Raw genomic sequence first — 17780 nt, 5'->3', positions numbered from 1 at the left:
ATGCGGCGACGCGCCGCAAGGCAAGAGCCGAATGAGAAACGCGGAGTCTGGTGGAATGGCTCCCGAATTCGACAATCAAATCCTGAGCGTCTTTCCAGGACTTTCCCGCAATCGGGCGCTGGGGTGGCTCCCGGCGCAATTAGGGTTCGGAACCGTTGCATCGCCATTGGCTAAATGCTTCCATCCCAACGTGTGCCAAGATGTTTCCCGAGCCGGGGGGCCATGTCCAACGAAGATCTGTTTGTCCAAGACGACGTCGCTCGACCTGTCATGGCGGCCAGCGAAGCCGACCCTTGGCTCGTGCTGGTCGTCGATGACGAGCCGGAGGTCCACGCCGTCACCCGTTTGGTCTTGACCCGGCTGCGCTATCGCGGGCGCCCGCTGAAGCTGCTGAATTGTTTGTCGGCGGCGGACGCGGAACGGGTTTTGCGCGAGACGCCGGACATCGCCATCATCCTGCTCGACGTCGTGATGGAGACGGAGGACGCCGGGTTGCGGCTGGTCCGCACCATCCGTGAGGAGATCGGCAACCAGGCGATCCGCATCATCCTGCGCACCGGCCAACCGGGGCAGGCCCCGGAAGAGGATGTGGTCCTGGCCTATGACATCAATGATTACAAAGGCAAGTCGGAGCTGACCTCGCAAAAGCTGTTCACCAGCGTGGTCGCGGCCCTGCGCGCCTACACCGACATCGTGGCGCTGGAAACCAACCGGCGCGGCCTGCAACAGATCATTCAATCCACCGACCGCCTGTTCGAGCTGCGCAGCATGCAGCAATTCGCGGCGGGGGTGTTGACGCAACTGTCCGGCGTGCTGCGGGTCAAGCCCGACGCCATCCTGTGCGCCCAGCGTGAGCCGGAGAGCGGCGCGCTGACCGTGCTGGCCGGGGCCGGGCGCTACGCCGACGCGGTGGACAACCCCGACGCCGCGCTCAACCCCACCGTCGTCGCCGGGATCAGCGAGGCGTTTCGCAGCAAGCGCGGGGTTTATGGCCCTGATGGCTCCACCCTTTACATCCGCGTGCCGGACGGGCATGAGGTGGCGGCCTGGATCCACACCGACCGCCCGCTGGATGGGGTGGACCGGGCGCTGGTCGAGGTGTTCGCGTCCAAGATCGCCATCAGCTTTTCCAACGTCAGCCTGTATGAGCGGTTGCGTGAGGCGAACGAAACGCTGGAGCTTCGGGTTGCCGAACGCACCCGCGCGCTGGAGGAGGCGAACGCCCGGCTGAACCGGCTGGCGACGCTCGATCCGCTGACCGGGGTGTGGAACCGCCGCCGTTTTCTGGAGCTGGCTGGGGCGGAATTGGGCCGCGCGCGCCGCTATGGCCGCCATCTGGGGATCTTTCTGCTCGACCTGGACCGCTTCAAGCTGGTCAACGACACCTACGGCCATGCGGCGGGGGACGAGGTGTTGCGCACGGTGGTCAAGCGCACGCGCGAAGCCTTGCGGGCGTCGGACCACATCGCGCGCTTTGGCGGCGAGGAGTTCGTCGTTCTGCTGCCGGAAACCGACGAGGAGGGAACCTCCATCGTCGCCGAACGGGTGCGCGCGTCGCTGGCCCAGACTCCGGTTCTGGCGGAAGGGCGGGCCGTGCCGATCACCGGAAGCATCGGCGTCGCCAACTGGCTGCCGGATGAGGCGTCCATCGAGCAGACCCTGCGCCGCGCCGACAGCGCGCTTTACGCCGCAAAGCAGGCGGGCCGTGATCGTGTGGAGCGCGGCTGAGGGACGATTCAGTCGCAAAAAATCATAAATTTGCCGCAAATTGTTGCGTTGCCGCCGTTGAACAAATCGACCGGGCAGGCTAGTGATGGCTTTGGCAATCAGGTCGGCTTGGGCGCACATTCATGTGGCATGATTACACGCAGGCACTCATCACCGCGTTCGGGCTGGCCGGGCTTGGCTTCGCCATCGCCAAACTCGTGGTGGTGTTCGGCGAACGGGCCATCGAGAAACGGCATGGCACGTCTGGGGTGCGCGACGCCATCGTGCGGCGCGCCAAGCTGGAAACCAAGCTTGAGGCCCGGCGCAGCGACCGTGTGGCCGAGTTGAGGGAGGCCGATGGCGCGGTCGAGGACATCCTGCGTCGCCGCAAGATTCTGGAACGGCAGATGAAAGATTCCCAGATGGCGGGCGAGCGGCTGGTCCGTTTGATTGGCGAAGAGGTCAAGGGCATGCCCTGCTACATCGCCATGGTGGTCAACAAATATGTCGGGACCGCCAATTTCCAGCAAAAGCCGCACGCCTACATCGACCCGCATTGGTCCCAGCCGCAGATGGTCGAGGTGTGGGCCAAATCCATGGCCGACGCGCGGGCGGAGGTCGAGCGGCGCTTTCCCCCCGCCTTCGGCTACGCCATCACGCGCATGCAGGATGTCGGGGCCGCCGACGTCCCGACCGCCAAGGCTGGCTGAGGACGACGCATCATGGCATTTCTGTTCGCGGGTCTGGTTGGGTTCGCCTCCCTGGCGGTGTCGCTGCTGTTGGCGTTGCGCCGCCTGAAGACGTCGGAGGAGCGCATCGCCAACGCGGTCAGCCGCAAGCAGACGCAGGTCGACCGCATCAAGAGGGTTGCCCGCGTCACCTTGCAGCAGGCCCGCGATCTGCGCGACGCCCGCCGTCGCAAAGGCATGGCGGAACTGGGGTGCGAGGAGTTGGAGCAGCGCTTGAAGGCGGCGGGCGCGGCGGACCGCCGGGTCTATGTGTTGGATGACCGCCGGACCAACACGGACGGGACTTGGATCCTGCGAATCGTCAACCTCGAATACAGCAAGCGGGTCAATCCCGACCTGGACCCGGTCGCGTTGGACAGTTGGAAGCGCGGACGGCGGTTCCTGGTCTGGGCGCAGGACGAGAAAAAGGCGCGGGAAAAGGCCAACTCCAAGTACCCCGAACAAAAGGGTTTCGCGATCATGGAGATCGGGCCGCAGCGGCAATGATCGGCGCGCCCTTGCAATCCCGTTTGACACATCTGACATGGATCAAGGACCGGGCGGCGGCTGGCGGTGTGACATTGAAACGTCGCATACGGGTTGCTCCCGATGGGACGGGCGGTTGTCAGCCGCTTTTTTCGCTACCATGTTGAAACCATCTTGTCGCACCATAGTCCGGTAGGCAGGGTTGATGGTGGAGGGCCAATGATGGACGTCATTCTGCTCGGTGGTGCGATGGCCGTGGTTCTGGCCGGGGTGATCGCCACTCTTCCGGTGCTCAAGCCGGTTCCGGTTCCGGTTCGCAGCCGCGACCGTCGGTCGCGCCGGTAAGATTTTCCCCCAACGCCTTAGGGCGTTGGCGTGACCTCGTTGAGGAAGCGCAAGACCACATCGGCGACCTGCCGGTGGATGGTCGCGCGGTTCCGTCCGTTTCCGTCGCGGCAGATCATCCCGTCTCCGGGCCGGTCGGCCTCCAGCAGCGGGATGGCGTCGGCTTTGCAGACGTTCAGGAAACTGAAATGGCTGGCGTCGTCGATGGCCAGATAGCGCGTCGTCGCGGCGGGCAGCCGGTCGGCCAGCGCGCGTGATTCCAGCTCCACCGGCATCCGCGCGTCGCCCGGACCGGCGGCGATCACCAACGCCGGTGTGGTCACGGCGGCGAGGCTGGCCGGATCGAATCCCTGTGACAAGCCCAGATCCAACGTGACGATGGCCTTCACACGCGCGTCCGCCAAGGATCGCGACAGCGCGGCCACATCTTCGGGGCCGGGCTGCTCGGCGCCGATCTCGCGCCCGCAAGCGGCCATCTCGGGATGGGCCTTGCAAGACGCGGCGAAGCGTTCCGGGTCGAACCGTCCACCCGCCAGCGCCACGGCGGTCCAGCCGCCCAGTGAATGGCCGATCACCGCCGCGCGTTGCGGCGCGAGGCTGGGGCTGAGTTGTGGATCGCCGTTCAGCGCGTCGATGACGCGGCTGACGTCGCCCGGGCGCCGCCACAGCTTGACCGCGCCCGGCGGGGCCATGTCGCGGCTGGTCGTGCCGGGATGGTTGGCGGCGGCGACGATGTAGCCATGCGCCGCCAGATCCACCGCCAACCATTGCTCGTTGGTCCAGTTGCCGCCATAGCCGTGCGACAGCACGACCAGCGGGTGACGGCCCGGCTGCGGGGCGGCGTCCACCCGCGCCGACACGCCGACAAAGGCGGGATTGTCGCCGATCAGCGTGGCGTTGCGGCTCGAATCGTCGGTCGGATACCAGACGGCGACCTCCAGGGCGCGATTCTGCGCCGTTTCCGGCACGGCCATCTTGCGGAAGCCGACCGCAGGAGCGTCGGCGGCCCAGGCGGAACCGGCCTGGATGGCCGCCAACAAGGCAAGCGGGAGCCATCGGGAAGGGGTGGTTGATCCCATCACGCGGTTTCTCCAGACACGAAAGAGGGGGTCAGCGATCCAGGTTGCGGATCGCGCGGTTCAACTCGAACTCTTTGGAGGCGACGAAGGCCTCGCACCCGGCGATGCGCTTTTCAAAATCGCGGAAGCGCTGGGTCAACCCGGCCAAGCTGCGGTCGGGCTTGGTGGACACGGTGCGCCAGAAGGCTTCCTCTTCCGGGTTGCGGTAGAGCTGTTGCGGGCGCACCGGCAGGGCCATCATGGCGATTCCATAGCCGATCATCAGCGGGAAGGCGAAGAAACACAGCCCCACCCCCACCGCGAAGCGGATGGCGAGCGGCTTGACCCCGAAATAATCGGCGATCCCGGCGCACACCCCGCCCAACACACCCTGTTGCGGGTTGCGGTAAAGCCGGTGCGGGTTGGGCGATTCGAACGGGGAGCCGTGGGGGGAGCCGTGGGGAGGCGACGAGCGGTCCATGATGGTCGTGCCCTTCTGTCAGGTTTTGTTGCGCCAAGTGGGGGCTTCGCTGTCGAGCACCCGCTCCAGCGCGTGGATGCGGCCTTCCAGCCGGTTGGCGATCTCCCACAATTCGGCGAGCAGTTGCTCGTCCTGCGCGCTCAAGCCGCGCTGGGCGCGCCATTGCGTGATGTAGTGGAAGACGATCCAAACCGGCGCCACCACCACCATGAACAGAACGCCGATGACGAACGCGAAGAACCCCATGGTCGATGGGCCTTTCCAGCCGGAGAGTCAGGATCAGGTGGCGCGGCGGGCGGCGATGCGGGCCTTCAGCGCGGCCAACTCGCCTTCCACCTTCTGGGTCGCCTCAAGCTCGGCCATTTCCTCGACCAGGCTCTTGGTCCGACCGAGGTCGTAGGATTCCACGCGGCCTTCCATCTCGTCCAGATTGCGTTCGACCTGCTCGAAACGGGACAGCGCCTCGTTGATGCGGTCGTCGTGCAGGCTGCTGCGCAGCTTCACCCGGTTGGCGGCGGTCTGTGCGCGGGCGGTCAGCGCCTTTTCGCGGTTCTTGGCGTCGGTCAGCTTGGCCTGAAGCCGCCCAATGTCCTCGTTCGCCTTGGACAGGGCCGTTTCGACATGGATCAATTGCTCGGTCAAGGCGTCGGCCTCTTCGGCGATTTTGGATTTGGCGAGCAGGCAGCCCTTGGCCAGATCCTCGCGGTCGTGGGTCAGGGCCAGTTCGGCCTTGCGGTCCCACTCGTCGCGTTCACGGCGCAGATCGGCGACGCGGCGTTCGATCTCCTTCTTCTCCGCGATGATCTTGACGGTGGAGGTGCGGACCTCGACCAGCGTGTCCTCCATCTCCTGGACGATCAGGCGGATCAGCTTTTCCGGCTCTTCGGCGCGGTCCAGCAGGGAGTTCAGGTTCGATTGCACGATGTCGGTCAGGCGGGAAAAAATGCTCATGATCGGTGTCCTGTCGCTCAGCCGAGGATGGCGCCGACGACGATGCCGGCGAGGAAAAACAGCCAGCTTTCCGCTGGGCGGGAGGCCAGAAACAGGCGGGCGCGCTGAAGCAGCGGGCCGACGTCCCTGTAACGGCGGCGATGATCGTTGAAGTCGGTCATGGGTGATCTCCTTCCATGCGTCTCCTATCGCAACCACCGTGCCAACGCCGCGCGGCGGGGGCGACGCCTTGCAAAAGCTGGGTTTTCCGCCGGTCGGGCTGGGCATGGGGCGGCTTGCCGAGTTGGCTGTTTCACGATAGTTTTATTAAACAGACGATAAAGTGGTGAAATCCGCGATGATGGCCGCGCCGCCGCCCCTGTTGGGGGAATCCCCCGCCTTTCACGCGGCGTTGGCCCATGTCTCGCGGGTGGCTCCGTTGGAGCGCCCGGTGCTGGTGATCGGCGAGCGTGGCACCGGCAAGGAGCTGATCGCCGCCCGGCTGCATTACCTGTCGCGGCGCTGGGACCGGCCCTTCGTGAAGGTCAATTGCGCGGCCTTGCCGGAAAGCCTGCTGGATTCCGAACTGTTCGGGCATGAGGCCGGGGCCTTCACCGGGGCCACCCGCCGCCAGATCGGGCGGATCGAGCAGGCCGACGGCGGCACCCTGTTCCTCGACGAAATCGCCACCGCCTCGCCCGCCGTGCAGGAAAAGCTGCTGCGCGCCGTCGAGTATGGCGAGATCGAGCGGGTGGGCGGGCGCACGGCGATGGTCGACGTCCGGGTGGTCGGCGCGACCAACGGCGACCTTCCGGCGCTGGCCGAGGCCGGGAAGTTCCGCGCCGATCTGCTGGACCGGCTGGCTTTCGACGTGGTGACGCTGCCGCCCCTGCGCGCCCGGCCCGAGGATGTCGCTCTGCTGGCCGGTCACTTCGCGGTGAGCATGGCGCGCGAGTTGGGGCGACCGCTGTTTCCCGGCTTCACCGACGCGGCGCTTGCGGCTTTGCAGGGCCATGACTGGCCGGGCAACGTGCGCGAACTGCGCAACGCGGTGGAACGCTCCGTCGCCGCCGCCGAACCGGACGCGCCGGTCGCCGCCATCATTCTGGATCCTTTCGCGTCCCCCTGGCGTCCGCAGCCGACGCGGTTGCCGGTGGAGCCGCCGCCGGAACCGCCTCACCCCCGTCACGACGACGCGCCCGGCGGCTTGCTGGAGGAGTTGCGGGCGTTCGAGGCTGGGAAGCTGCGCGCGGCGCTGGAGCGCAACCGCTTCAACCAGCGCCAGACCGCCGACGCGCTGGGGTTGGGCTATCACCAGCTTCGCGGGATGCTGAAGAAACACGGCTTGATCGGTTGAGCCGTTTCACGGGGTTTGAGCGTGCGAAGCGTCATTCTTTCGCCACGGTCGCCGGGCAAATGATCGGCGGCCCGCAGCGGCCCTTTCCGCCGCGTGGCGGCGGGGGTTATATGGCGGGGACGCGGCGCGCGGCGCCGAATGTGCCAACGCAGGGGGCTGGAAGCGCGCCGTGACCGCCGACCGACCGGATCAGCTTTTCGCGGGACCGCGCCCCGGCCACGCCGCCAAAACCGCGAAGACCGGGGGCAAGACCGCCGGATCCAAGCGGCCCGGCGGCGGGAAGGCCGCGCGCTTCTCTCTGGCGACGCTGCCGATTTTTGGCAAGCGCGGGTCGGGGAAAGCGCCGCCGCCGCCCTCTTATCCTCCGCCTTCTCCCCCTCCCAAGCCGCCGCGCAAGGCCGTCAAACCGCCGCAACCGCCCAACCGTGCGCCGTCCAACCGCAGCGAGCGGGCCGGGCTGTGGGTCGGCGTTCTGATTCACTGGGGGCTGGTGGTCGCCATCTGGTGCGGCGTTGGGCTGGGCGCGGTGTTGGCCTATTTCGCGATGGATTTGCCGGACATCTCCAAGGTGGCGCAGTTTGAGCGGCGGGCCTCCGTCACCGTGCTGGCCGCCGATGGGACCGAGTTCGCGCGCTTTGGCGATCTGCACGGCACGACGCTGGGCGTCAAGGATCTGCCGCCGCATCTGATTCAAGCCGTTCTGGCGATCGAGGATCGGCGGTTCTATTCTCATTTCGGCATCGATCCGATCGGTCTGGCGCGCGCGGTTTACGTCAATTGGCGCTCCGGCCGGGCGACGCAGGGCGGCTCCACCATCACCCAGCAGCTCGCCAAGAATCTGTTCCTGACGGCGGAAAAGTCGCTGAAGCGCAAGATACAGGAGGCGATGCTCGCCCTGTGGCTGGAGCGCCGCTTCACCAAGGACCAGATCCTCACCGCCTATCTGAACCGGGTCTATCTGGGGGCGGGAACCTTTGGGGTGGACGCGGCCTCGCGCACCTATTTCGGCAAACCGGCGACCCAGGTGGACATGCGCGAATCCGCCGTGCTGGCGGCGTTGTTGAAGGCCCCCTCGCGCTACGCCCCCACCGCCAACCCGGATGAATCCGCCGAACGCGCCCGCATCGTTCTGCTGGCGATGGCCGACGCCGGGTACATCACCGCGCAAGAGGCGGAAACCGCCCGCACCACCCCACCGGCGCCGCGCCGCAAGCCGGGCGGCGATGGCCGTTACTTCGCCGATTGGGTGACGGATCTGGTGTCGAGCTTCGTCGGGGCCGACCATGGCGACGTCGTCGTGCGGACCACGCTGGATTTGAAGATGCAGCGGGCCGCCGAACAGCGGCTGGAAACGCTGTTGTCCTCCTCCGGCCCCGCCGCGAATGTGCGGCAGGGGGCCTTGGTCGCCATGGCCCCCGACGGCGCGGTGCGCGCCCTGGTCGGCGGGCGCGATTATGACGGCAGCGAGTTCAACCGCGCCACCCAGGCGATGCGCCAACCGGGATCGGCCTTCAAGCCCTTTGTCTATCTGGCCGGGCTGGAGGCGGGATGGACGCCGGAAACCCTGATCGACGACGCGCCGATCCAGATCGGCAACTGGAGTCCCGGCAATTACGACGGCAAATTCCGGGGTCCGATCACGCTGGCGAGCGCGCTGGCCCATTCGTCCAACACCGCCACCGTCCGGTTGATCGAGAGGGTCGGCGCCGACCGGGTGCGCCGCATCGCCGCCGCGCTGGGCATCGGCACGCCGATGATTAAGGATCTGTCGCTGGCGCTGGGCACCAGCGAGGTGACGCTGTTCGATCTGGTCCGCGCCTACGCGGGCATCGCCAACCGGGGCGCGCCGGTCTGGGCCTACGCCATCAGCGAGATCAAGAGCCGTGACGGCGCGGTGCTCTACCGCCGCCAGGGGGGCGGGTCCGCCGCCGTCGTCGATCCGGCGCTGGCCGTGCAACTGGGGCGGATGATGAGCGGGGTGATCGAGTTCGGCACCGGCAAAAGCGCCAGGCTCGACCGCCCGGCTGCGGCGAAATCCGGCACGACGCAGGAATACCGCGACGCCTGGTTCGTCGGCTTCACCGCCGATCTGGTCGCCGGTGTGTGGCTGGGCAACGACAACAACGAAGCGATGAAGAAAGTCACCGGCGGCACGCTGCCCGCCAAGCTGTGGCAGGGCTTCATGATGGACGCCCACGCGGGCAAACCGCCGCGCCCGCTGCCCGGCCTGGACGGCGCGCCCGCCTGGAACACGCCGATGGCCTCGGCGGGCGGCTTGCCCGGCGCTGGCCCCGTCGCCCCGCCGCCGCAAGCCCCGGCGGCGGCGCCGCGCGAGGAGAGCGGCGGCATCGGTTCGCTCATCAGCAAATTGACCGGCGGCGGCGGCGCGCCGAAGGTTCAGTATGATTACGGAAACACTCAGCGATAGGGCGTTTCCAGACGCGCGACGATTCCCCGGCCCACGGCGACGCCCATGGCGAAGCAGCCTTGCAGGAGATAGCCGCCGGTCGGGGCCTCCCAATCCAGCATTTCACCGGCCAGAAAGACGCCGGGCGCGCGTTTCAGCATGAACTGGTTGTCCAGCTCCGACAGGAGCACGCCGCCCGCGCTGGAGATGGCGCGGTCGAGCGGGCGGACGCCGGTCAGCGGCATGGGCAGCGCCTTCAGGCTGCGGGCCAGCGCCGCCGGGTCGGACAGGGCGGCGGCGGGGGTGAATTCGCGCAGCAGGGCGGCGCGGACGCCGGTCAGACCCAGCGCCTTTTTCAGGAAGGTCGCCAGCGATTCGGCCCCGCGCTGGCGCAGCCGCTTGAGAACCACCGCTTCCGTCAGATCGGGCAGCAGGTCGAGCGTCAGGATGGCGTGGCCGCCCGCCGCGATGGCGTCGCGCAGCGGGGCGCTCAGCGCGTAGACGGCGCCGCCTTCGATGCCGCTGTCGGTGATGACGAACTCGCCCTTGATCCGCCGCCCGGCGGCGGACAGGCCGACGCTTTTCACCGGCTGCCCGGCGAAGCGGGCGCGCAGATGGTCGGACCAGGGAACCTCAAACCCCATGTTGGACGGGCGGAACGGGGCGATCTCCACCCCGCGCGCGGCCAAAATCCCGCTCCATCGCCCGTCGGAGCCGGTGCGCGGCCAGCTTGCCCCGCCCAGCGCCAGCAGGGTGGCGCGCGGGGCGAGCGTCACGGTTTCGCCCTCGGCGTTTTCCAGCGTCAGCCGCCCGTCGGCGTCCCAGCCGGTCCAGCGGTGGCGGCGGCGCAGGGCGACGCCCAGCCCGTCCAACCGGCGCAGCCACGCCCGCACCAGGGTGGACGCCTTCATGCCCACCGGAAAAACCCGCCCGCTGCTGCCGACGAAGGTCTCGACGCCCAGACCCGCCGCCCAATCGCGCAAGGCGTCGGGCGGAAAATTAGTCAGCAGGCGGCGGAACAGCGGTTCGGCGGCGCCATAGCGCGGCAGAAAACGGTCGAGCGGTTCGGAATGGGTGAGGTTCAGGCCGCCGCGCCCGGCCAGCAGCAGCTTGCGCGCCGGGCTGGGCGTTTGGTCGTAAATAACGACGCGCAACCCGGCGCTGGCCGCGATCTCCGCCGCCATCAGCCCGGCGGGACCGGCGCCGATCACCGCGAGGTCGGGGGATGGGTCGGGGGAGGGCATGGCGGGCTTTCGGGTGAGCGTGCGCGGCGGCTTTGCCCCCTCCCTAACCCTCCCCCGCTGTCGCGGGAGAGGGGACAGGCGGCGAAGTGGCAAACGCCCTCTCCCGCGCAGCGGGGGAGGGAGGGACCCGCGCGTCAGCGTGGGAGGGAGGGGGCAGGCGCGAGCGGGCGATCAAGCGTCCGCCCCGATCATTCCTCTTCGTCTTGCGCCACCTCGTCGGCGAGGTCGGCGGCGAGGTCGGCGAAATAGCCCGCGTCCACCTCCATGCCGTTTTCTTCGCAGATGCGCATGAAGACGCGGTAGGCGTGCAGAATCGCGACGTCAAGAACGGCGAGGTCGGCCTCTTCGCTGTGGCGATCCGTGACCTCCCGCTCTTGCAGGGTGGCGACGATGTCGTGCGCGGCGGCTTGGAGAACCGCCTCCATGGCTTGCTTGTGTTGGGTCGACATCGCGGGGGCGTCCTTATCTCCGGTCGTTGTTCGTCGCCCCATCGGACAGGACCGGCGCACAGGGCCGATGGGGGTGGCCGATGTCGCGGCGGGCGTCAGGCGCGCTTGGGGCGCCGGGCTTCCGCGACAATCAGCCTCCCCCTTGTTGTAGAACCCTTTCCCGGCGGGGAACAAGCCCCTTGCGGCGCTTTTACATGACGCCTTTGCGGGCGATGGCCAGGGCTTGCGCCACCACCTCGGCGTCGCCGATGTGGTTGGCCAACAGCAGGATCAGCTTGGCGTTCAGCATGGCGCTTTGGTCGGGCGTCAGGTCGCGGTGGCTGTCGATCAGGGCCTGATAGACGTCGTCGGGGGCGGCGAATCGGGTGTCGGTGACAAGCGAGGCCATGGGGGCGGAACTCCTGAAAACAGACAAGGGGGCTTCAGCGGCCGACGGCGCGGTTCAGCGCGGCGGACAGGGCGGCGGCGTCGAAGGCGCGCCAGCGGGCGGCGACGTGCTGGTCCGGGCGGATCAGATAGACGCAGCCGGGCGTCAGGTCGTAGCGCTCGCGAATCCGTCCGGCGCTGTCCACCAGATCGTTGGCGTGTCCGCTGCGGCGGTCGGTGACGGCGCGCCAGACCAGCGGCAGCGGCCCACGGGCCAGATCGTCCAGCGCGGCGGCGACCGCCGCCGGAACCGGCTCCGCCCCGGCGGCGTAGAGGACGACGAAGCGCCCATCCAGCGCGTCCATCAGCCAACCGGCTTGGCCGTCGCGTTCCACCGGCGCGTCGGTGGCGGGGGCGCCCGGAACCATCTTGCCGCCGAAAACGTCACGGTCGGGCGTGTTGAGCGGGCTGTCGAGGTAGGTGGTCGGGGTGGACAGACGCCCGGAATTGACCAGGGAGCGGGCGAAGGGGAACTCCTCGGCCAATTCCAGCACGGCGTCGCGGAACATGCGGCTCATCGCGCTTTTTGGGGTGATGAAGTCGGTGGAGCGGGTGGAGTTGAGGATGTTCTCCTTCGCCGCCGCCACCCGCTCGTCGGAATAGCTGTCGAGCAGGCTTTCCGGGGCCAGCTCGTCAATGACCAGCGACAGCTTCCAGGCCAGATTGTCGGCGTCGGGCACGCCGCTGTTGGCCCCGCGCGCGCCGAACGGCGACACCTGGTGCGCCGAATCGCCGGCGAAGAACACCCGGCCCGCCCGGAAATTGTCCAGGCGGCGGCATTGGAAGGTGTAGACCGACACCCATTCCAGCTCGAACTGGGTGTCGTCGCCCAGCATCGCCTTCAGGCGGGGGATGACGCGCTCGGGCTTCTTTTCCTCCTCCGGGTCGGCGTCCCACCCCAGTTGGAAGTCGATGCGCCAAACATTGTCGGGCTGCATGTGCAGCAGGGCCGATTGCTTGCGGTGAAACGGCGGGTCGAACCAGAACCAGCGTTCGGCGGGGAAATCGGCCGTCATGACGACGTCGGCGATCAGGAAGCGGTCCTTGAACACTTCCCCCTGGAACTCCAGCCCCAACATCTTGCGCACCGAGGATTTCGCCCCGTCGCAGGCGATCACCCAATCGGCTTCCAGCGCGTAGACGCCGTCGGGGGTTTCCACCTGCAAGACGGCGTGGTCGTCCTCTTGCTTCACCGACAGGACGCGCGACAGCCAACGCAGGTCGATGAGATCCTGTTTCTGAGCCTCGGCGACCAGATAATCCTCCAGGTAATATTGCTGAAGGTTGATGAAGGCCGGGATCTTGTGGTCCGGCTCCGGCAGCAGGTCGAATTGATAGACCAGACCGTCGCCGTTGAAGACCTTGCCGATCTTCCACACCACGCCCTTGTCGATCATCCGTTGCCCGGCCCCCAGCCGGTCCCACACCTCCAACGCGCGCTTGGCGTAGCAGACGGCGCGGCTGCCGACGCTGACCGTGTCCTCGGCGTCGATCACCACCACCGGCACGCCCTTTTGCGCCAGATCGATGGCGGCGGTCAGACCGACCGGCCCGGCCCCGATGACGACCACCGGATGACGGGGCCGCGCGCCGGTGCGCTGCTCCACCGACGGCTGGAAGGGAAATTTCGGATAGCTGTAGGCCGCATGCATGGATGTTTCCCCCTGGGGATGGCTTTGGGCGGATTGTTATTGTTGCGAACGATACAGTTTCATTTGATACCAATCAAGCGTCGATGTTCTCGTGATCGTCACGCGATACAGACATTCTCATGATGACGAAAAATCAGTATCGCGTACAGCACGGCGGCGGTGTAGCGTGGCCCGGCCCACGCCCCGTGCGACCGACGAGGATGTTCCGATGAGCCTGCCGCGCCCTGCCGTTTACGCGATTGACGGCGTCGTTCCCGTGATCGACCCGACCGCCTTCGTCCACCCCTCGGCGGTGCTGATCGGCGACGTGGTGATCGGGCCGAACTGCTACGTCGGCCCTTGCGCCAGCCTGCGCGGCGATTTCGGGCGCATCATTCTGGAGGCGGGCAGCAACGTGCAGGACAATTGCACCATGCACGCCTTTCCCGGCCACGACGCGATCATCGAGGTGGACGGCCATGTCGGACATGGCGCGGTGCTGCACGGCTGCGTGGTCAAGCGCGGCGCGCTGGTCGGCATGAATGTGGTGGTGATGGACGGCGCGGTGATCGGCGAACAGGCCATCGTCGCCGCCATGGCCTTCGTCAAGGCGGGCTTCATCGTGCCGCCGCGCGCGCTGGCCGCCGGTCTGCCCGCCAAAGTGATGCGGGAGCTGAGCGCGCAGGAAATCGCCTGGAAGGCGGAAGGGACCCGCGAGTATCAGCGGCTGTCGGAACGCTCGCTCGCCACCATGGTCGCCTGCGAGGCGCTGACCGCCGAAGAGCCGAACCGTCCCCGCGTGGACGCCGGAACGGTGCAGCCGCTGCACCGGACCAAGGGCGGCTGAATCAGGCGCCGCCGTCCTCGTCCCCAGCGTCGTCGCGGGCGGGGGCCGCCGCCAACCCGTCGGCGCGGGCCTGCAAGCGGGTCAGCAGTTGGTCGAGCGTCGCGCGTTCTTCGTCCGACAGGGCTGTGGTCAGATCGGCTTCATAGGCCAGCGCCATCGGCACGATTTCCGCGTAGATGGTCAGCGCCTTGGGCGTCAGGGTCAGCAGGGCCTTGCGGCGGTCGGCGTCGCCCGATTCGCGCAGGATCAGGGCGGAGTCCAGCATCCGGCTGATGGCGCGGCTGACCTGGACCTTGTCCATCGCCGTGCGCTGGGCGATTTCCCCGGCGCTCAGCGTTTCGCCGCCACCCAGCACGGCGATGATCCGCCATTCCGGGATGGTGATGCCGAACCGCGTTTCATAGAGCTTGGCCACCGTGTGGCTGACCGTGTTGGCCAGCACCGACAGCCGATAGGGCAGGAAGCGCGTCAGGTGCAACGAGGCCGGGGCGGCTTTGGCGGAGCGGGGGCGACGGACGGGCGGCATGGGCGGGCTTCTTGAGCAAAGAGGAGAGGCGAACCGGCTGCCGGAACGTTGCAGCGCTGAAAATCCATCCTGACCCGGAATTTTGTGCTTGCAACAGTTTCAAACGAAACTATCTTGAGAACCTACGACAACCGGGCGGAAAAGCCCGCCACCGATCCCCGTGGGAGGACGCATTGAAGAACTGGATCTCGTTCCCGAAGGTCGAAGGCACCGCGACCCGTCAGGCTCATGTCCGGCTTCCCGCCGGAACCTATGAGCGGGAGGTGGGGCGCGAGGGGTTCTTTGGTCCCGCCACCCAATTCCACCACGCCCACCCGCCCACCGGCTGGACCAGCTTCGATGGGCCGCTGCGCCCGCGCGCCTTTGATCTGAACAAGGCCGACCAGCCGCTGGATTGCCCGCTGTCGGCCCCCAGCCTGATGGGCAACGCCGCGACGCAGGTCCGGCTGTGGCGGTTCAAGGGCAAGATGGAGCATCTGGTCCGCAACGCCGACGGCGACGATCTGCTGTTCTTCCACCAGGGCGGCGGCCACATCTTTTGCGACTACGGCCATTTGGAGGCGGTGGAGGGCGATTACGTGGTCCTGCCGCGCAACACGGCCTGGCGGCTGGAGAGCGAGGGCGGGGCGACCGTGCTGATGGTGGAGGCGACGAACGACGCCTACCGGCTGCCCGCCAAGGGCATCGTTGGCGCCCATGCCATCTTCGACCCGGCCATGCTGGACGTTCCGCTGCTCGACGACGCGTTCCAAAGCCAGAAGAACGAGCGCGAAACCCTGATCCGCGTGCGCAAGCGCGGGCAGGTCTGTTCGATGACCTACCCGTTCAACCCGCTGGACGCGGTGGGCTGGCACGGCGATCTGGCCCCGGTGCGGCTGAACTGGCGCGACATCCGCCCGTTGATGAGCCACCGCTACCACCTGCCGCCCTCGGCGCACAGCACCTGGGTGGCCAACCGTTTCATTGTCTGCACCTTCGTGCCGCGCCCCATCGAATCGGACCCGGAGGCGCTGAAGCTGCCCTATTACCATTCCAACGAGGATTACGACGAGGTCCTGTTCTACCACCAGGGTCAGTTCTTCTCGCGCGACAACATCCACCCCGGCATGGTGACGTACCACCCCTCGGGCTTCCCGCACGGGCCGCACCCGAAGGCCTACGAGACGGCGCAGAAATACGACCGCAAGGAAACCGACGAGGTCGCCGTGATGATCGACACCCGCGACCCGCTGGACGTCTACGCCGCGATGGAAGACACCGAATGGTCCGGCTACGCCGACAGTTGGAAGACGAAATAAGGGCCGCACAGGCGTTGCGGTCGCAAAGATCACGAGGGAAGAGACAACGATGAAGCTGGCGAGTTTGAAGGCGGGCGGGCGCGACGGAACCCTGGTGGTGGTGGCGCGCGACCTGTCCCGCGCGCAGGAGGTTCCCGCCATCGCCCGGACGCTGCAAGCGGCGCTGGACGATTGGGCGGCGCTGGCCCCGAAGCTGGAGGCGGTCTACGCCGCGCTGAACGCCGATCCGGCGGCGGGGGTTCCCTTCGACCCGGCGCAGGCGGCCTCGCCGCTGCCGCGCGCCTATCAGTGGGCCGACGGTTCGGCCTACGTCAACCATGTGGAGTTGGTCCGCAAGGCGCGCGGGGCGGAGATGCCGCCCAGCTTCTGGACCGACCCGCTGATGTATCAGGGCTGTTCGGACGGCTTCCTCGCCCCGACCGACCCGATCCCGGCGGCGACGGAAGCCTGGGGCGTCGATTTCGAGGCGGAAATCGCCGTCGTCACCGACGACGTGCCGATGGGCGTGTCGGCGGACGCCGCGCGCGGCCATATCAAGCTGCTGATGCTGGTCAACGACGTGTCGTTGCGCAACCTGATCCCGGCGGAGCTGGGCAAGGGCTTCGGCTTTTTCCAGTCCAAACCGGCGTCGAGCTTCTCCCCCGTCGCGGTGACGCCGGACGAGCTGGGCGCGGCCTGGGATGGGGCCAAGCTGCACCGCCCGCTGGTGTCGCGGCTGAACGGCGATCTGTTCGGCACGCCCGACGCGGGCGTGGACATGACCTTCGACTTCCCGACCCTGGTGGCCCACGCCGCCAAAACCCGCCATCTGGCGGCGGGCAGCGTCGTCGGCTCCGGCACCGTGTCCAACAAGCTGGACGGCGGCCCCGGCAAGCCGGTGTCGGAGGGCGGCGTCGGTTATTCCTGTCTGGCTGAACTGCGCACCATCGAAACCATCGCGTCGGGCGCGCCGAAAACCCCGTTCCTGCGCTTTGGCGACCGCGTGCGCATCGAGCTGTTCGACGAATCCGGCGCCAGCGTCTTCGGCGCCATCGACCAGGAGGTCGTCCGCTACGACGGCCCGTAAGGGCGTTTGTCGCGCTGGTGGTGTTTTGAACTCCCCAAACCCCTGTCCGCTTCGGACGGGGGTTTCTTTTTTGGGGCGCGCAAAGATGAGGTTTACTCCGCCGCTTCGTCCGCCGCGCGGTCGCCGGTGTAATGGTCGGGCCAATGCTTGCGCACGACCTCGCCATCGCTGGAAAAGATGTGGCACATGTTGAGCAGAACCGGGCGTTCCTTGCGGTCCTGGACGTTGCGCCCTTCGGCCTTCGCCTTGTCGGCCTTTTCGCGGGTCAGGATGGGGAAGACGGTTTGAAAGGCGGTGGTCGCCATCGGCCCCAGAAGCTCGACCAGATGGGTGCAGCCCTGCGCGCCGCCCAGCCGATCCTTGACCGCGCGGGTCCAGCCCGGACCGATGCGCAAACCGACCAGCGCCTGAAAGCGCGGGGTGATCGACGGGCAGGCGCGGTAGGGGCTGTGTTCCGTCACCGCTTCCACCGCGTGAACGGTCAACTGGTCGTCCACGGTCAAGCGCATCCACATCTGGTGGATCGGGTCGCCCGGCTCCATGGGACCGCGCTCTTCGGTGTGGAAAGGGTAGCTTTTGACGTCGGTGATGTGGCCTTCGATGTCCCACATCCCGTCCGTTCGGCGGAAGCCCTCGCACGTCACCTTGCGGGTGTGGATCGGCGCGCGCGCGGCGGGGGTGGAGAGGGGCATCGGTGCTCTCGGTTCGTCATGTCTGGCGACGGAATGTCCTGTGACATTACGAACTATCGGCGGGGTTGGCCCATTGGTCAAGCCAACCCCGCCGCAATGCAG

Annotated in this window: 20 protein-coding genes; 9 read left to right on the top strand and 11 right to left on the bottom strand. The window is 67.5% G+C overall.

The genetic code is table 11. From position 1 onward, the window contains the following. Positions 1-222 precede the first annotated feature (222 nt). The 4 genes from D3877_RS09845 to D3877_RS30825 all read left to right on the top strand — a co-directional run bounded on the left by D3877_RS09845 (position 223) and on the right by D3877_RS30825 (position 3266). Positions 223-1728 carry a diguanylate cyclase gene (locus D3877_RS09845; protein WP_238474810.1) on the top strand — a complete coding sequence of 502 codons (1506 nt, stop codon included), beginning with the start codon at positions 223-225 and terminating at the stop codon, positions 1726-1728. A gap of 122 nt (positions 1729-1850) precedes the next feature. Continuing rightward, positions 1851-2417: a hypothetical protein gene (locus tag D3877_RS09840; RefSeq protein ID WP_119830418.1), complete on the top strand. Its 567-nt coding sequence runs from the start codon at positions 1851-1853 to the stop codon at positions 2415-2417. 12 nt (positions 2418-2429) lie between these two features. Next, on the top strand, positions 2430-2942 hold the full coding sequence (locus tag D3877_RS09835; protein ID WP_119830417.1) for a hypothetical protein: 513 nt from the start codon (positions 2430-2432) through the stop codon (positions 2940-2942). Positions 2943-3140: 198 nt separating this feature from the next. After that, positions 3141-3266 carry a hypothetical protein gene (locus D3877_RS30825; protein ID WP_274379616.1) on the top strand — a complete coding sequence of 42 codons (126 nt, stop codon included), beginning with the start codon at positions 3141-3143 and terminating at the stop codon, positions 3264-3266. 17 nt (positions 3267-3283) lie between these two features. On the opposite strand, the gene D3877_RS09830 is transcribed toward D3877_RS30825, so the two are convergent. The 5 genes from D3877_RS09830 to D3877_RS30190 all read right to left on the bottom strand — a co-directional run bounded on the left by D3877_RS09830 (position 3284) and on the right by D3877_RS30190 (position 5917). Further along, positions 3284-4306, bottom strand: a complete 1023-nt coding sequence (locus D3877_RS09830) for an alpha/beta hydrolase family protein (protein WP_238474809.1) — start codon at positions 4304-4306, stop codon at positions 3284-3286. A gap of 70 nt (positions 4307-4376) precedes the next feature. Next, complete coding sequence (locus tag D3877_RS09825; protein WP_119830415.1) at positions 4377-4805, bottom strand: PspC domain-containing protein; 429 nt, start codon at positions 4803-4805, stop codon at positions 4377-4379. Positions 4806-4823: 18 nt separating this feature from the next. Continuing rightward, complete coding sequence (gene pspB, locus D3877_RS09820) at positions 4824-5051, bottom strand: envelope stress response membrane protein PspB (protein WP_119830414.1); 228 nt, start codon at positions 5049-5051, stop codon at positions 4824-4826. Positions 5052-5084: 33 nt separating this feature from the next. Continuing rightward, positions 5085-5756, bottom strand: a complete 672-nt coding sequence (gene pspA, locus D3877_RS09815) for a phage shock protein PspA (RefSeq protein ID WP_119830413.1) — start codon at positions 5754-5756, stop codon at positions 5085-5087. A 17-nt stretch (positions 5757-5773) separates the two neighbouring features. Continuing rightward, a complete protein-coding gene (locus D3877_RS30190; RefSeq protein WP_199720732.1) occupies positions 5774-5917 on the bottom strand; it encodes a hypothetical protein in 144 nt (47 codons plus the stop codon). A 176-nt stretch (positions 5918-6093) separates the two neighbouring features. Between D3877_RS30190 and pspF the strand changes: the two genes are divergently transcribed. Continuing rightward, positions 6094-7092 carry a phage shock protein operon transcriptional activator gene (gene pspF / locus D3877_RS09810; RefSeq protein WP_119830412.1) on the top strand — a complete coding sequence of 333 codons (999 nt, stop codon included), beginning with the start codon at positions 6094-6096 and terminating at the stop codon, positions 7090-7092. Positions 7093-7261: 169 nt separating this feature from the next. After that, complete coding sequence (locus D3877_RS09805; RefSeq protein ID WP_238474808.1) at positions 7262-9520, top strand: transglycosylase domain-containing protein; 2259 nt, start codon at positions 7262-7264, stop codon at positions 9518-9520. On the opposite strand, the gene D3877_RS09800 is transcribed toward D3877_RS09805, so the two are convergent. The 4 genes from D3877_RS09800 to D3877_RS09785 form a co-directional block, all read right to left on the bottom strand. Next, positions 9511-10743 (bottom strand): BaiN/RdsA family NAD(P)/FAD-dependent oxidoreductase, encoded by a 1233-nt coding sequence (locus D3877_RS09800; RefSeq protein WP_119830411.1) that lies wholly within the window; start codon positions 10741-10743, stop codon positions 9511-9513. The two genes, D3877_RS09805 and D3877_RS09800, sit on opposite strands and share 10 nt — an antisense overlap. Positions 10744-10931: 188 nt before the next feature. Continuing rightward, positions 10932-11192 carry a hypothetical protein gene (locus D3877_RS09795; protein WP_119830410.1) on the bottom strand — a complete coding sequence of 87 codons (261 nt, stop codon included), beginning with the start codon at positions 11190-11192 and terminating at the stop codon, positions 10932-10934. 190 nt (positions 11193-11382) lie between these two features. Next, positions 11383-11580 carry a DUF2783 domain-containing protein gene (locus D3877_RS09790; RefSeq protein WP_119830409.1) on the bottom strand — a complete coding sequence of 66 codons (198 nt, stop codon included), beginning with the start codon at positions 11578-11580 and terminating at the stop codon, positions 11383-11385. A gap of 34 nt (positions 11581-11614) precedes the next feature. Next, positions 11615-13270: an FAD-dependent oxidoreductase gene (locus tag D3877_RS09785; RefSeq protein ID WP_119830408.1), complete on the bottom strand. Its 1656-nt coding sequence runs from the start codon at positions 13268-13270 to the stop codon at positions 11615-11617. A 208-nt stretch (positions 13271-13478) separates the two neighbouring features. Here D3877_RS09785 and D3877_RS09780 point away from each other — a divergent pair, with 208 nt between their 5' ends. Then, positions 13479-14096, top strand: a complete 618-nt coding sequence (locus D3877_RS09780) for a transferase hexapeptide repeat family protein (protein WP_119830407.1) — start codon at positions 13479-13481, stop codon at positions 14094-14096. 1 nt (position 14097) lies between these two features. Here the strand turns inward: D3877_RS09780 and D3877_RS09775 are convergent, their stop codons facing one another. Further along, complete coding sequence (locus D3877_RS09775) at positions 14098-14622, bottom strand: MarR family winged helix-turn-helix transcriptional regulator (protein ID WP_119830406.1); 525 nt, start codon at positions 14620-14622, stop codon at positions 14098-14100. Between the two features lie 173 nt (positions 14623-14795). Between D3877_RS09775 and D3877_RS09770 the strand changes: the two genes are divergently transcribed. Together D3877_RS09770 and D3877_RS09765 are read left to right on the top strand one after the other, a co-directional pair. Further along, entirely contained in the window at positions 14796-15920 is a 1125-nt protein-coding gene (locus tag D3877_RS09770; protein ID WP_119830405.1) for a homogentisate 1,2-dioxygenase, read from the top strand. Positions 15921-15969: 49 nt separating this feature from the next. Next, entirely contained in the window at positions 15970-16986 is a 1017-nt protein-coding gene (locus D3877_RS09765) for a fumarylacetoacetate hydrolase family protein (protein ID WP_119830404.1), read from the top strand. Positions 16987-17078: 92 nt separating this feature from the next. On the opposite strand, the gene D3877_RS09760 is transcribed toward D3877_RS09765, so the two are convergent. After that, positions 17079-17678 carry a DUF2889 domain-containing protein gene (locus tag D3877_RS09760; RefSeq protein ID WP_119830403.1) on the bottom strand — a complete coding sequence of 200 codons (600 nt, stop codon included), beginning with the start codon at positions 17676-17678 and terminating at the stop codon, positions 17079-17081. Between the last annotated feature and the right edge of the window lie 102 nt (positions 17679-17780).

Origin of the sequence: Azospirillum cavernae (assembly GCF_003590795.1) — a bacterium.
Taxonomy (GTDB): domain Bacteria; phylum Pseudomonadota; class Alphaproteobacteria; order Azospirillales; family Azospirillaceae; genus Azospirillum; species Azospirillum cavernae.
This window is presented reverse-complemented; position numbering and strand designations above follow the sequence as displayed.